The organism is Bradyrhizobium sp. AUGA SZCCT0160 (assembly GCF_018130105.1).
GTDB lineage: Bacteria > Pseudomonadota > Alphaproteobacteria > Rhizobiales > Xanthobacteraceae > Bradyrhizobium.
In genome coordinates this window covers 21697-35538 of record NZ_JAFCMD010000031.1, presented here as the reverse complement: position 1 = coordinate 35538, position 13842 = coordinate 21697, and the positions used below count along the sequence as shown (strand labels likewise).

Below are 13842 nucleotides of genomic sequence, written 5' to 3'. Positions count from 1 at the left end.
CTAGCTTGAGCTCTCATCGAGGAAGTTGACCATGAGAACCTCGTCGTAATATCGCCCGTTGTGCTTGAGGGCTTGCTTTTCATAGCCGTATTCGACGAAACCCATCGCGCGATAAAGTTTTCGCGCGCTTTCATTCTCGCTCACCACAGTCAGCTGCACCAGCTCCACGCGCCCGCGCGCATGGTCGAGCACCGCCGCAACCAGGCTTTTTCCAAGCCCCATGTTCCGCGCCGCCGCCCGGACATACATGGTCCAGAGGCGTCCCTTGTGCGCCTGCTTCAAATTTTCCTGCGCGGAATATCCGGCTATTCCGGCGAGCGTGCCATCGAGGAACGCAGCGAAAATATCCGCAGCCCCGAGCCTCGCCTCGAACCACGACAGCGGCTCTGCGCTTTCGCGTCCGAACGTGCTGCCGAAGGCTTCAGGATTTTTCTGCAGCGCCTCCAGCCGGATGTCCCGGTAAAGCGCGGCGTCCGAAATCTGCAGGCGGCGAATTTGCAGTCCGGGAATATTGGCCAACGTTGCACCTGTTACTGCAGAATCTTGTTTTGACGCGTTTTCTTCACGCGAACCGGAGTCCACTTCGCTGGAAAACGCTCTGGTTTGACCTGTCTGCGGATCGGTGCCAGCCTTGTCAATCCTGCAACGCAATGCACAAATTCCGCGAACATTTTAGGTCAGAATCCGCGATGTCAGATTTCAGAGAGCTCAGCCGTTCGGTCAAGGGCCTGACCGTTCTCGTCACCGGCGCCGCCAGCGGCATGGGCCGCGCCACCGCGCTGGTGTTCGCCGCCGAAGGCGCCAACGTTGCCGCCACCGATATCAACGCCGAGGCCACGCAGGCCGTCGCCGATGAAATCAAGGAAAGAGGCGGCAGCGCCAAGGCCTGGACGCTCGACGTCGCCAGGGCCGATGACATCGTCACGGTCGTCGGCGCCATCGCGGCGCATTTCGGCGGCCTCGACATCCTGATCAACAATGCCGGCCTGTCGCTGCGCGCCCCGATCGACGCGGACGGCTATGACGAGGCCTGGACCAAGGCGCTGGCGGTCATGCTATCAGCGCACCCGCGCATCATCCGTGCCGCGCTGCCGCATTTGCGCCAATCCAAATGCCCGCGCATCGTCAACATCGCCTCCACTGAAGCGCTCGGTGCCACCGCAACGAACAGCCCGTACGCGGCCGCCAAGGCCGGCGTCACCGGCCTGACCCGCGCGCTCGCCGTGGAACTCGGCCGCGAGGGCATTACGGTGAACTGTATCTGCCCGGGACCGATCCGGACCGGGATCACCGAGCGGATTGCGGAGGAGCACAAGACCATCTTCGCCAAACGCCGCACCGCACTCGGCCGCTACGGCGATCCCGAGGAAGTCGCCCATATGACGTTGAGCCTGTGCCTGCCGGCCGCTTCATACCTGACCGGCGTGGTTATTCCGGTAGACGGCGGGTTGATGGCGCGGAATGCGTGATGCCACTTTGTCATTGCCGGGCTTGACCCGGCAATCCATCCCCTTCGAAAGGCATTTATGAAGATTGATGGATGCCCGGATCAAGTCCGGGCATGACAGCTGTGCGCTCGGCAAGCGCTGGAGAACGTTGACTTGGGCCCGTCACGGAGTAGTTTTTTACAAAACGAAGCGGGACAACCGCCCGCCGCTTAACGGAGAAAACGCCATGACGGTCACGATCCGGCAGCTGGGTAAGCACTTCTTCGGCGAGGTTTCCGGCGTCGATCTGCGCAAGCCGCTGACGCCGCAGGAGGCCCAGGACATCGAAGCCGGCATGGACAAATACGCCGTGCTGCTGTTTCGCGGCCAGGACGTTACCGACGAGCAGCAGATGGCGTTCGCGCTGAATTTCGGCGAGCGGGAAAATCCGCGCGGCGGCAGTGTCGTCAAGCCGGAGGATTCTCGGCTGGCTCAGACCGGGCTCAACGACGTCTCCAACCTCGGCAAGGACGGCAAGCCGCTGCCGCGCGACAGCCGCATCAACCTGTTCAACCTTGGCAATTGCCTGTGGCATTCCGACTCATCGTTCCGTCCAATCCCGGCAAAATTCTCGCTGCTGTCGGCGCGGGTGGTGAACCCGAAGGGCGGCAACACCGAGTTTGCCGACATGCGCGCGGCCTATGACGCGCTCGACGACGAGACCAAGGCCGAGATCGAGGACATGATCTGCGAGCATTCGCTGATGTATTCGCGGGGATCGCTCGGCTTTCTCGACTACACCGATGAAGAGAAGGAATTGTTCAAGCCGGTGCTGCAGCGGCTGGTGCGCACCCATCCGGTACACGGCCGCAAATCGCTGTACCTATCCTCACATGCCGGCGCCATCAAGGGGATGACCATGCCGGAAGCGCGGGTCCTGCTGCGCGACCTCAACGAGCACGCCACGCAACCCGAATTCGTCCACGTCCACAAATGGACGGTCCATGATCTCGTGATGTGGGACAACCGCCAGACCATGCATCGCGTGCGCCGCTACGACCAGTCGCAGCCCCGTGACATGCGCCGCGCCACGGTGGCGGGAACGGCACCGACGGTGGCGCAACAGGCGGCGGAGTAGATTACTGTCGTCCCGGCCTTGAGCTTCAGATGTGCAATTGCACATCGGGAGACCCATACGCCGCGGCCCATCGGTTAGATCGCCGGCGTTAGTGACCTTCTGAAACAACGACTGCCGGGAGTATGGGTCCCGGCTCGAGGCCGGGACGACGCTGTGAGTGTGGTTACGCCTGCCCAGCCTCGATGCATCCTTCCATGATCCCATCGATCTCGGCGCGCGAGAGCACGCCGATCTCCGCAACGAACACCATCCGGGTCCGCGGCATTCCAGCGGCCGGCGGCCCGCCCGGGGCCAGCGTCGCGCGTCCGCCGGCGAACTGAAGCAACATCAACCTGCCGGGCTGCTCCACGGATTCGAACAGCCCCTTCGCCCGCGCCAGCTTCGGCGCGAGCCGATTGATCGCCGCCTGCAATCGGGCCAACGACAGCGGCCGTTCCGACGTCCAGCTCAGCGCCTCGAAGCGATCCGTTGCTGGCCGTCGCTGCCCCGGCTGGCGTGGCACCGGCGCTCGATCCGGATCCGAAGGGAAGAGCAGCGCCATCGGAACCTCGCCATGCGGCGCATCGACCAGCACCGCCGTGGGGCGGATCGCGCGGATCGCATCGCGGACCGGCGTGTGGCTGGCCGCGTCCGCGAGGTCCACCTTGCTCAGCGCGATCACATCGGCCGCCCGTATCTGGGACCGCAGCAGGGCGTCGTCGAACCTGGCGAGCGAAGTCGTGGCGTCCACGACGCAGAGCACCGTTTCGAGCGGCGCCTCGCGCCAGATCACTGGATCCATCAGGTTGCGCACGATGTCCTGGGGATCGGCGACGCCGCTGGTTTCGATCACGATGAATTCCGGCCGCGGATCACGCCGCAACAAGCCGGCCAGCGTGCGCAAGAGATCGCCTTCGAGCGAGCAACAGATGCAGCCATTGCTCAGGCTCACCACGCCGTCGGCGGCGCCGGTGATCAGTTCCGCATCGATATTGATCGCGCCGAAATCGTTGACGACGGCGGCAATCCGCCTGCCCCCGGCATGCGCCAAGAGATGGTTCACGACCGTGGTCTTGCCTGCGCCGAGGAAGCCGGCCACGAGCACGACCGGGACCGCCACCTCAGCCCCCGGTAACGGGCCGGCGCACCGGCTGCCCGGGCCGCGCCGCCACATCGAGCACGCCGTCTGATATCAGTGGCTGGCCGCTGACCACCAGATGACGCACGCCTTCCGACGGGCGGTTCATCGCAGAGAATGTCGCCCGGTCGCTCAGCGTTTCGTAATCGAACACGACGATGTCGGCATCCGCACCCGCCTGCAGCCGGCCTTTCGCGCGCATCGCCGGCGTGGAGGCGCCAAGAATTTCCGCGGGGATCAGCGCGCATTTTCGGATGCCTTCGAGCAGCGACACTTTGCGGCGCTCGCGCACCCACTCGCGGATGAAGCGCGTGAAGCAACCCGCCGAGCGCGGATGCGAGGTCGCATCGTCAGGCAGCGGCCAGGCGTCGCCGGTGTAGGCGCGGCCGTCCGTCAGCGTCCAGGGCATGGCGTCGGAGGCGATCGCGCCGCCGGGATAGAGCACCGCCATGTCGAGGAGGTCGCGATGATGCGCGTTATTGTCGATATCCAGAACGTGCCACAGAACCAGCGTGGAAGGTTCGGCGGCCTGTGCCGCCATCAGTTCCTGCCGGTCGCGGAAACGATGCCCGTCGGTCACCCGCTGCACCGAATCATAGCCGAGGCCGTTGCGCGCCTCGAATTCGGGGTCGCTGAAGAACGCGGCCGCCAGCACCGTCGAACCGGTACCGTAAGGATAGGCTTCGACCGTGATGGGCAACCCTTGCGCCTGCGCCTTGGCGATCAGCGCGACGCAACGCTCGATGTCCGTCTTGCTGGAAGAATTGAAATGGCAGATGTGCATGTGCGCGCCGGTGGCGCCGGCATAGCCGATCAGGCGGATATAGGCTTCCGCAGCGCTCTCCGGATCGATGCGCGACATGTAGGCGACATGGGTGAAGGTCGGCACCTCGCGCGCCGCCGCCAGCTGGCACACGGCGGTCAGTTCCTGCACCCCGGCGCCCGGGGCATAGGCGTTGAGGATGCCGATGCCGATGCCGCCCTCGCTCAGCCCGCCCGCGATGCGATCGAGAATGCCGGCCACTTCGGTATCGCTGGCCACGTTGTCGATCCAGCGGCGGTCGCGCATCGCATTGCCGAACGCCTCCAGCGAGCTTTCCGCGTTGGAGCCAGTCATCGCGCCAATGCGCGCGAACGCCCAGTTGACAGCTGCGCCGTAGTTCAGCACGCGGCCCTTCTCGGCCTGGCGGCGATACCAGGATGCGACCGGCAAGACTCCCGCTTCGAGGTCGAGCGACGTCGTGACGCCGTCGAACGCCTGCATGCGGTCGGCCGGGATCGACTGGCCGTGCGCGTGCAAATCGATAAAGCCGGGGGCGATCACCAGTCCGGTGGCGTCGATGGTGCGCTCGGCGCTGCCAAGCCCGGTGCCGACGGCGGCGATCTTGCCATCGAGCACCGCCACATCGCCGATGGCGTCCATGCCGCTGGCCGGATCCACCACCCGGCCGCCCCTGATTACCAAACCAGCCATCTCGTCACTCCCGCGTACTGAAGACCTGTTCCCTGCGAAGCCGGCTCAGCTTCGAAGGCGCGCAGACTGGCGAATAAGGGCCGTCGCGACCCCATAGAGGCAGATTTTCGGACGGGCAACAACCTCTGCCGGCGGAGGGCACGCATCCGCGAGTGGCGCAATGGAGTTGCGCCCGCGCTTCAGCACGCAACTCGTCATACGCGGGCTTGACCCGCGTATCCATCAACTGCGCAAAATGTCTTTCTTGGGGGATGGATTGCCGGGTCATAGGCGAGCGGAAGCGACGCCGTCCTTCAGACGGCTATGCCCGGCAATGACAGCCAGGGGCAATGACAGTCAGGCGTGGCCGGCTTCGTTCGACAGCATCGCCAGATCGATCCCGATCTTGCGCAGCGCACGCTGGTATTTCTCGTCGACGTCGTCGCCGAAGATCAGGTCCGCGTCGGCGGCGCAATGCAGCCAGCCATTGTGCTGGATTTCGTCCTCGAGCTGCCCCGGCGCCCAGCCGGCATAGCCCAGCGCCAGGATTGCGTGCTTGGGTCCCGAGCCCTTGGCGATCGCTTTCAGGATATCGACGGTCGCGGTCAGGCAAATGCCGTCGTCGATATTGAGCGTGGCATCCTTGATGAAGAAATCGCTGGAATGCAGCACGAAGCCGCGGCCGGTATCGACCGGACCTCCCTTGAGCACCTTCATGGTCTCGGCGTTTTCCGGCAGCGTGATCTGGTCCGATGTCTTGATGATATCGAGTTGCACCAGCAGGCCGGGAAAATCGATGCTGCCGGCCGGGCGGTTGACGATGATGCCCATCGCCCCCTCGGACGAATGGGCGCACATATAGATGACCGAGCGTTCGAAGCGCGGGTCGCCCATGACCGGCATGGCAATCAGCAGCTGGCCGTCCAGGTAGCCCTCATTGGGCGAATTGTGGCCAATGCCGCCGACTTTGCGGCGAGCAGTCTTCGGTGCCGTCTTCGGTGTCTTGCCTTCAGGGCTCATCCGCAAAGGCCTCTCTTGCTGATTCATATCCTGATATCGGGTGGCGGTTCTGTCAATCAAGCCGCGCGTTGTATTCGATCGCGGATCACAAGCAATTCAATGGTTTGCGGCCAAACTTGCCTGTAAAGACGTTTCATGACCGTCATAGTTCCCATGCGGGCCGCGTTCGGCATTGCCGCCACTTTGGCTGTCGCATGCGCGGCCATCGAGGTTCGCGCCGAGGATGCCTCGCCCTGGCAGCGCGACACCCATTCCGCGATCCGGCTGCTGGCGGGATCGCGCAGCGGCGCGGTGCTGCTCGGCGGTATCGCTATCCAGCTGCAGCCGGGGTGGAAAACCTATTGGCGGACGCCCGGCGATTCCGGCGTTCCGCCCCGCTTCGACTTCTCCAAGTCCGACAATGTCGAGGCGGTGACGGTATTGTGGCCGGCGCCGATGAAGTTCGATGACGGCGCGGGCGGCTTCTCGCTCGGCTACAAGCAGCAGGTCGTGCTGCCGCTGCGGATCGTCGCCAAGAACACCGACAAGCCGGTGACGCTGCGCGCCGACATCAACTATGCGGTCTGCGACAAGCTCTGCATCCCGGTCGACGCCAAGGCGGAGCTGGCCTTTGCTAGTGTGGCAAGCACCGAGGACGGCAATCTGTCCGATGCACTCAACGCGGTGCCGAAGCCGGCCAATGTCGGCGATCCCAATCCCCTCACCATTCGCGACGTCAGGCGCGAGGGCAAGGCCAACGTGCTGGTCGACGTCACCGCGCCCGGCGGCAAGGAGGTCAGTCTGTTCGCCGAAGGTCCGACGCCGGACTGGGCGTTGCCGATTCCGAAGCTGATCGAGGGCGGTCCGCCCGGCGTCAAACGCTTTGCCTTCGAGCTCGACGGCCTGCCGCCGGGCGCGAGCGCCGACGGCGCCGCGCTGAAACTGACGCTGGTCGGCGGCGACCGGGCTTATGAGTTCAATGTGAATTTGCAGTAGCTTCGCCCCGGCGAACGCCGGGGCCCATACGCCGCGGCGGGTGTGTTGAAACACGGCGGGAGACACCTTTTTCCAACAACAACCTCCTGTGGTTATGGGTCCCCCGATGCGCAATTGCGCATCTGAGCTCAAGGCCGGGACGACGCGGAGATTGAGGCCCGCGCCCCCACCCAACCGAATCTTAACGAATCGTTGATACATCGGAGCATCGCCGCCGCCTCGCGGCCTTTCGAGGATGCCTTGCTGTGGCCGTGATGGACACCGAATCCGCCTCCGCTTCGCCCGCCGGCCCGATCGCGCGCCTGCGCTCGCTGCTTCGCGGTCTCTTTGGTGGTTCGGGCGAAGCGTCGCTGACAAAGCGGCTGGCCGGCACGATCTTCATCATCCGCGTCGTCAGCGCCGCGCTCGCCTATTTCTCGCAGATCCTGCTGGCGCGCTGGATGGGCGGTTCGGACTACGGCGTCTATGTCTATGTCTGGACCTGGGTGCTGCTGCTGGGCAGCATGATGGATTTCGGCATCTCGGCGTCGGCGCAAAAGATCATTCCGGAATACCGCGCCAGCGGCCAGCACGCGCTGCTGCGCGGCTTCCTCTCCGGCAGCCGCTGGATGACGTTCGCGGTTTCATCGCTGGTCTCGCTGGCGCTGGCGGGTGTGGTGAAAACACTGTCGCCGTGGATGGAGCCCAACACGGTTGTGCCGCTCTATATCGGCTGCCTGACCCTGCCGGCCTTCGTCGTTGCCAACACCCAGGACGGCATTGCGCGCTCGCATGACTGGATGCGGCTTGGCCTGATGCCGCAATTCATCGTGCGCCAGTCGCTGATCATCGGCCTCACTGCCGGCGCCTTCGCGCTCGGTTTCAATCTCGGCGCCACGGTGGCGATGCTGGCTAGCGCCGCCGCGGTCTGGCTTGCGATGATCGGCCAGATGGTGGTGCTGAACCGAAGGCTCGCCGGCCACGTTGAGGCCGGCGCGAAAGCCTATGATTTCCGCGGCTGGCTGGCGGTCTCGCTGCCGATCCTGCTGGTCGAGAGTTTCTATCTGCTGCTCTCCTACACCGACGTGCTGATGCTGCAACAATTCCGTTCCTCGGAGGAAGTCGGTGTCTATTTCGCGGTCGTGAAGACGCTGGCGCTGGTTTCCTTCATCCACTACGCGATGTCGGCCACGACAGCGCACCGCTTCGCGGAGTATCATGCGCTCGGCGACAAGGCGCGGCTGTCGGCCTATGTGGCGCACGCGATCCAATGGACGTTCTGGCCCTCGCTCGCGGCCACCATCGTTCTGCTGGCGCTGGGCAAGCCGCTATTGTGGCTGTTCGGGCCGCAATTCGTGGTCGGCTACGACATCATGTTCATCGCCGCTGTCGGCCTCCTGGTGCGCTCGGCGATCGGCCCGGTCGAGCGGCTGCTCAACATGCTGGGCCATCAGCACATCTGCGCGCTGGCCTATGCGCTCGCCTTTGTCATGAACGTGGTGCTGTGCCTGCTGCTGGTGCCGGGCTACGGCGGCCACGGCGCCGCGGCCGCAACCACGATCTCGCTGGCGTTCGAGACCGTGCTGCTGTTCTGGATCGTCCGGCAGCGGCTCGGCCTGCACGTGCTGGCGTTCGGGAAGCGTGGAGCCTAGTAATCCGTCGTAGCGATTGGAGTACGAACCCTCGCGTGTTATCGTTCTACGATGGCGACGGAGAAATCGAACGAGACTAGGCGACGGGGCAACGATTATGTTGCCACCCCCGACGAGTTGCGGATCATCGATGCCGCCATGGCATCCATCGACGCTGGGGAAACTGCGACCGCCGCAGAGATACGCGCAGCTTTCGCCAAATTTCGATCGATGCCCCGCTTTCGCGGGGCATGACGGTTCACTCCGCGGTCCAGCCCCCGTCGATCGAGAGGTTGGCGCCGGTGATCTGGGCGGCATCGTCGCCGCACAGGAACAGCGCCAGTGCGGCGACCTGCTCGGAGGTCACGAATTCCTTGGTCGGCTGGGCGTCCAGCAGCACGTCGCGGATGACCTGCTCCTTGGTAAGGTTGCGCGCCTTCATCGTCTCGGGGATCTGGTGCTCGACCAGCGGCGTCCAGACATAACCTGGCGAGATGCAGTTGCAGGTGATCTTGTGGGTCGCGACCTCCAGCGCCACCGTCTTGGTGAGGCCGGCAATGCCGTGCTTGGCCGAGACATAGGCCGACTTGAACGGCGACGCCACCAGCGAATGCGCCGAAGCGGTGTTGATGATGCGGCCCCAGCCGCGCTTCTTCATGCCGGGCACCGCGGCGCGGATGGCATGAAATGCCGACGACAGGTTGATCGCGATGATCGCATCCCACTTTTCGATCGGGAATTCCTCGATCGGCGACACGAACTGGATGCCGGCATTGTTGACCAGGATATCGACCGAACCAAAGGTCTTCTCGCCGAGCGCGATCATTTCGGCGATCTCGGCGGGCTTGGTCATGTCGGCCGACGAGTAAAGGGCCTTGACCTTGTAGTCGGTCTCGATGCCGGAACGCTCTTTCTCGATGTCGGCCGGTGCACCAAAGCCGTTGATGACGACATTGGCGCCGGCGGCGGCGAAAGCGCGCGCGTAGGCCAATCCGATGCCGCTGGTCGAGCCGGTCACGACGGCGGTCTTGCCCTTCAAAATACCCATTCTGGTCACTCCTGTTTCTTGCTTTCGGGGGCGCTGGAAACGTCCCTCGTGAGATCGTAGGTCACCATGGTCTCCCCGGACTGCGGCCGTTCTAGCCATTCTTTGTGACGCATCGACAAATGCACGTCCCGGGCACCCGCATTCCAGTGCTCGACCACCCCGACATGCGAGAAATCGTAATCCTTGGACGAGGATTCGTAGTTCTTGCTGCGGTAGATCAGGTGCACCACCGTGACGGTGTTTTCCTTGACCGCGTTGCACAGGACCGCCACCGACGGATCATTCTTGAGATCATCGGGCAATTTGGCGACCAATTCACGGAGCGCCTTGCGCGTGTTGTGTACCTGCTTGTTCTTGTCGGTGTTCATCCGGGTACGGCTGGAAAAGCGGATGTCTTTCTCGCGCTCGGCGGCCTCCAGCAGCGTGGCCGGCAGATCGCCGCGCGCGCTGAACAGGTCGACCTGGAAGATCAGGAGATCGCGGTCGCTTTCCTCATCCAGCACGAAATCGAGCGGCGTGTTGGAGGCGATGCCGCCGTCCCAGTAATGCTCACCGTCGATGAGGATGGAAGGAAAACCCGGCGGCAGCGCGCCGGACGCCATGATGTGCTCCGGCCCGATCTTCTTGCCGAGCTTCTTGAATTCGACATTGTCGAAATATTTGAAATTGCCGGAGGTCACGCCGACGGCGCCGACGGAAAGCCGCATCTTCAGATCGTTGATGCGGTCGAAGTCAACCAGTCTTTCCAGCGTCTTCTTCAGCGGCGCGGTATCGTAATAGCTCAGCGATTGCGGGCTGCCCTGCGGCCACAGCGGCGCCGGCGGAAGCCGCGGCGTGAAAAATCCGGGCACACCGAAGGTCGCGATCAAAGCGGCGCTGGTCTCGTTGAACAGCGACCGCGCGCGATCACCCGGCGTAATCGGATTCCACGACACCGGCGACGATACCATGTCCCAGAATTCCTTCAGGCGATCGACGCGTGTCGCAGGGTCGTTGCCGGCAATGATCGCGGCATTGATCGCGCCGATCGAGATGCCCGCTACCCATTCCGGCTCGAAGCCGGAGCGGCACAGCGCCTGGAAGGCGCCGGCCTGGTAAGAGCCGAGCGCGCCGCCGCCCTGCAGCACCAGCACGCGCTGTGCATCAACGGGCTTCGTCGCGGGCGCGGAAACGGATGTATCCATCGTGACCGTCAATCAGAGGGCAATGATTTTAATACCGTGGCGGCAGTTCGCGACGGCGTCAATCAGCGAGATATCTGCAAGGATCACGCCGAGTTTATCGCGGCGCTATGTTTTTGTTTGCGCATGATCTTTTGGGAAAACCCGTACCCACTTGCGCCGGCAGGCCCTGCGGGTCCGGATCATGCGCTAGGTTGACGCCAGAATGAGTGTCCAGAACACCTTGTATTTGGTGTTGGGAGCATAAATCGCCGCGATGCCCAATTTTGTGACACCGTTCTTGAGCATGTTGGCCTTGTGCGGCGGCGAGTCACGCCAGCCCGAGAACGCTTCCGCCAGCGTGTGATAGCCGGCCGACACGTTTTCAACCGCGAGCTTGGCCGGATATCCGGAAGCGCCGAGGCGCTTTTCCAGCGGGCCCTTGACGTCATGATCGAGCTTGTTGCGCTTGGCCATCGCCTGCGATTGCGCTTCGGCGAGCTTCATGAGGTCCGGGTCAACCGCCACGGCGGCAAGGCCGTTGTTCTGGCGGTAGAGCGAAATCATCGAGGCCGCAGCCTGCGGATCCAGCGTAGCGCCGCCATTGGCCATGCTGAGATACATGGTCGGCTGGTCCGGCGCCCTGGCGGTGTCCGCCATGCAGCCGCCCAGCAACAAAAGTCCAGCTATCGCGGCCGCGGCGCGCATGAATCAACCCCCGTGATGTCACGCAGTTGTTGCATACCAACCGTGGCTGAATGGTGAACGTGGGGCTAAATCCAGCCGTCATTCCGGGATGGTCCACTAGGACCAGACCCGGAATCTCGAGATTCCCCGATGCGCAATTGCGCACCTGAGGTTCGCTTCGCGCCCCGGAATGACGACTTCGTCGTCAATCCTGGGCCGCAAAAATACGGTAGCGGCGGGGCTGCAGGCTGACGATTTCGCCGGCCTGGAGTTCCCGGTCGCGGGGGGCGTCGATCTCGATGATGGTCTTGCCCTCGCCGTCGGACAGCGCCACCTCGGCCCGCTGAATCGGACCGAACGAACGGACATGGCGCACCGCGCCTTCCAGCGATCCGGAGCCGGCGGGCCCGATCTGCATGTCATGTCGTCGGACGAACAGTTTCGAAGCCCCGGAAGCCGCGCCATTGGCGGCGATATTGAGCGGCCGGCCGCCGAGCCGCACCGAGCCGCCGCTGACATCCACCGGCAGCACGATCGACTCGCCGATGAAGCCATGCACGAACGCGGTCGCCGGGTGATCATAGACCTCGCCGGGCGTGCCGATCTGCTCGATGCGGCCCTTGTCCATGACGACCACACGGTTGGCGACTTCGAGCGCCTCTTCCTGGTCGTGGGTGACGAAGATCGAGGTGACGTGGATTTCCGAATGCAGCGAGCGCAGCCATTGCCGCAGCTCCTTGCGCACCTTGGCGTCGAGCGCGCCGAACGGCTCGTCGAGCAGCAGGATGCGCGGCTCGATCGCAAGCGCACGCGCGAGCGCAATGCGCTGCCGCTGGCCGCCGGACAACTGGCTGGGGTAGCGGTCGGACAGCCAGTCGAGTTGCACCAGATCGAGTAATTCCTTGACGCGGGCGCGGATGGTGGCCTCGTCCTTGCGAATGGCGCGCGGCTGCACCCGCAGGCCAAAGGCGACGTTTTCGAACACCGTCATGTGGCGGAACAGCGCGTAATGCTGGAACACGAAACCGACATGGCGCTCGCTCGCGCCGCGCGCCAGCGCGTCTTCGTCGTCGATCAACACCTCGCCGGCATCTGGCCAGTCGAGCCCGGCGATGATCCGCAGCAGCGTGGTCTTGCCCGAGCCGGAGGGGCCGAGCAGCGCCAGCAATTCGCCCTGGTCGACTTTCAGGTCGACATTGTCGAGCGCAGCGAAGCTGCCGAACTTCTTGACGATGTTTTTGACTTCAATGGTCACGCGGTTCCTGTCCTTCGTCCAGACGTCGCTCGAGAACGGTCTTCACGACCAGCGTGATCAGCGCCAGCATTGCCAGCAATGACGCAATCGCGAACGACGCCACGAATTGGTATTCATTATAGAGGATTTCGACCAGCAGCGGCATGGTGTTGGTCTCGCCGCGGATATGGCCGGACACGACAGACACCGCACCGAACTCGCCCATGGCGCGCGCGTTGCACAGCAAGACGCCATACAGCAGGCCCCATTTGATATTGGGCAGGGTGACGCGGAAGAAGGTCTGCAGGCCTGACGCACCGAGCGAGATCGCCGCCTCTTCCTCCTGGGTACCCTGCTCCTGCATCAGCGGGATCAGCGCACGCGCGACGAAGGGGAAGGTCACGAAGATGGTCGCCAGTGCGATGCCGGGCACGGCGAACAGGATGTGAATGTCATGCGCCTGCAGCCATGTGCCGAAAAAGCCCTGCGCGCCGAACAGCAGCACGAAAACGAGACCCGAGATCACGGGGCTGACCGAGAAAGGCAGATCGATCAGCGTGATCAGGAAGGTCTTGCCGGTGAAATCGAACTTGGCGATCGCCCAGGCCGCGATGACGCCGAACACCAGATTGAGGGTGACGGAGATCGCCGCCACCAGCAGCGTCAGCTTGATCGCCGCCAGCGCCTCCGGTTCGGCCAGCGCCGCCAGATAGGCGCCGATGCCTTTGGAAAAGGCGCTTGCGAACACCACGACCAGCGGCAGCACGACGAACACCGACAGGAAGCTGACCGCGAGGGTGATGATGATGAAACGGACCGGCCCAGGCTCGGTACGCAGATTGTCCGGCGATGTCCCGGTGCGCGGGCGCGCACGCTCAGTGCGCGAGGGCGGCGGGGAAACGGTGAGGTCCGCCGTCGGGGCATAGGCCCGCAGCTCGGTCGCTGACGTCACCACACTCGATTGCGTCGACAT

The 13842-nt window shown here is 63.9% G+C and carries 13 protein-coding genes; 4 read left to right on the top strand and 9 right to left on the bottom strand.

Annotation, left to right across the window (positions count from 1 at the left end; translation table 11 throughout):
* Entirely contained in the window at positions 1-651 is a 651-nt protein-coding gene (locus JQ558_RS33650; RefSeq protein WP_249142754.1) for a GNAT family N-acetyltransferase, read from the bottom strand.
* A 38-nt stretch (positions 652-689) separates the two neighbouring features.
* Here JQ558_RS33650 and JQ558_RS33645 point away from each other — a divergent pair, with 38 nt between their 5' ends.
* Complete coding sequence (locus JQ558_RS33645) at positions 690-1469, top strand: SDR family NAD(P)-dependent oxidoreductase (protein WP_212296432.1); 780 nt, start codon at positions 690-692, stop codon at positions 1467-1469.
* 205 nt (positions 1470-1674) lie between these two features.
* Positions 1675-2565 carry a TauD/TfdA family dioxygenase gene (locus tag JQ558_RS33640; protein WP_212296431.1) on the top strand — a complete coding sequence of 297 codons (891 nt, stop codon included), beginning with the start codon at positions 1675-1677 and terminating at the stop codon, positions 2563-2565.
* A 163-nt stretch (positions 2566-2728) separates the two neighbouring features.
* On the opposite strand, the gene JQ558_RS33635 is transcribed toward JQ558_RS33640, so the two are convergent.
* The 3 genes from JQ558_RS33635 to JQ558_RS33625 all read right to left on the bottom strand — a co-directional run bounded on the left by JQ558_RS33635 (position 2729) and on the right by JQ558_RS33625 (position 6155).
* Positions 2729-3664: a GTP-binding protein gene (locus JQ558_RS33635; RefSeq protein ID WP_212296442.1), complete on the bottom strand. Its 936-nt coding sequence runs from the start codon at positions 3662-3664 to the stop codon at positions 2729-2731.
* Between the two features lies 1 nt (position 3665).
* Positions 3666-5156 (bottom strand): amidohydrolase family protein, encoded by a 1491-nt coding sequence (locus JQ558_RS33630; protein WP_212296430.1) that lies wholly within the window; start codon positions 5154-5156, stop codon positions 3666-3668.
* A 336-nt stretch (positions 5157-5492) separates the two neighbouring features.
* Entirely contained in the window at positions 5493-6155 is a 663-nt protein-coding gene (locus JQ558_RS33625) for a YqgE/AlgH family protein (protein WP_212208571.1), read from the bottom strand.
* Between the two features lie 135 nt (positions 6156-6290).
* On the opposite strand from JQ558_RS33625, the gene JQ558_RS33620 reads away from it, so the two are divergent.
* Positions 6291-7130 carry a protein-disulfide reductase DsbD domain-containing protein gene (locus JQ558_RS33620; RefSeq protein ID WP_212208572.1) on the top strand — a complete coding sequence of 280 codons (840 nt, stop codon included), beginning with the start codon at positions 6291-6293 and terminating at the stop codon, positions 7128-7130.
* 254 nt (positions 7131-7384) lie between these two features.
* Positions 7385-8761, top strand: a complete 1377-nt coding sequence (locus JQ558_RS33615; protein ID WP_212208573.1) for a polysaccharide biosynthesis C-terminal domain-containing protein — start codon at positions 7385-7387, stop codon at positions 8759-8761.
* A gap of 238 nt (positions 8762-8999) precedes the next feature.
* Here the strand turns inward: JQ558_RS33615 and JQ558_RS33610 are convergent, their stop codons facing one another.
* The 5 genes from JQ558_RS33610 to cysW form a co-directional block, all read right to left on the bottom strand.
* Positions 9000-9788, bottom strand: coding sequence for a 3-hydroxybutyrate dehydrogenase (locus tag JQ558_RS33610; protein WP_192736915.1), 789 nt, complete (start codon positions 9786-9788; stop codon positions 9000-9002).
* Between the two features lie 5 nt (positions 9789-9793).
* Positions 9794-10972, bottom strand: coding sequence for a DUF3734 domain-containing protein (locus JQ558_RS33605; protein ID WP_212296429.1), 1179 nt, complete (start codon positions 10970-10972; stop codon positions 9794-9796).
* Positions 10973-11158: 186 nt separating this feature from the next.
* Entirely contained in the window at positions 11159-11656 is a 498-nt protein-coding gene (locus JQ558_RS33600; RefSeq protein WP_192736918.1) for a CAP domain-containing protein, read from the bottom strand.
* Between the two features lie 184 nt (positions 11657-11840).
* A complete protein-coding gene (locus JQ558_RS33595; RefSeq protein WP_212273427.1) occupies positions 11841-12890 on the bottom strand; it encodes a sulfate/molybdate ABC transporter ATP-binding protein in 1050 nt (349 codons plus the stop codon).
* Entirely contained in the window at positions 12880-13842 is a 963-nt protein-coding gene (cysW, locus tag JQ558_RS33590) for a sulfate ABC transporter permease subunit CysW (RefSeq protein WP_212296428.1), read from the bottom strand. The genes JQ558_RS33595 and cysW overlap by 11 nt, the downstream gene beginning before the upstream one ends.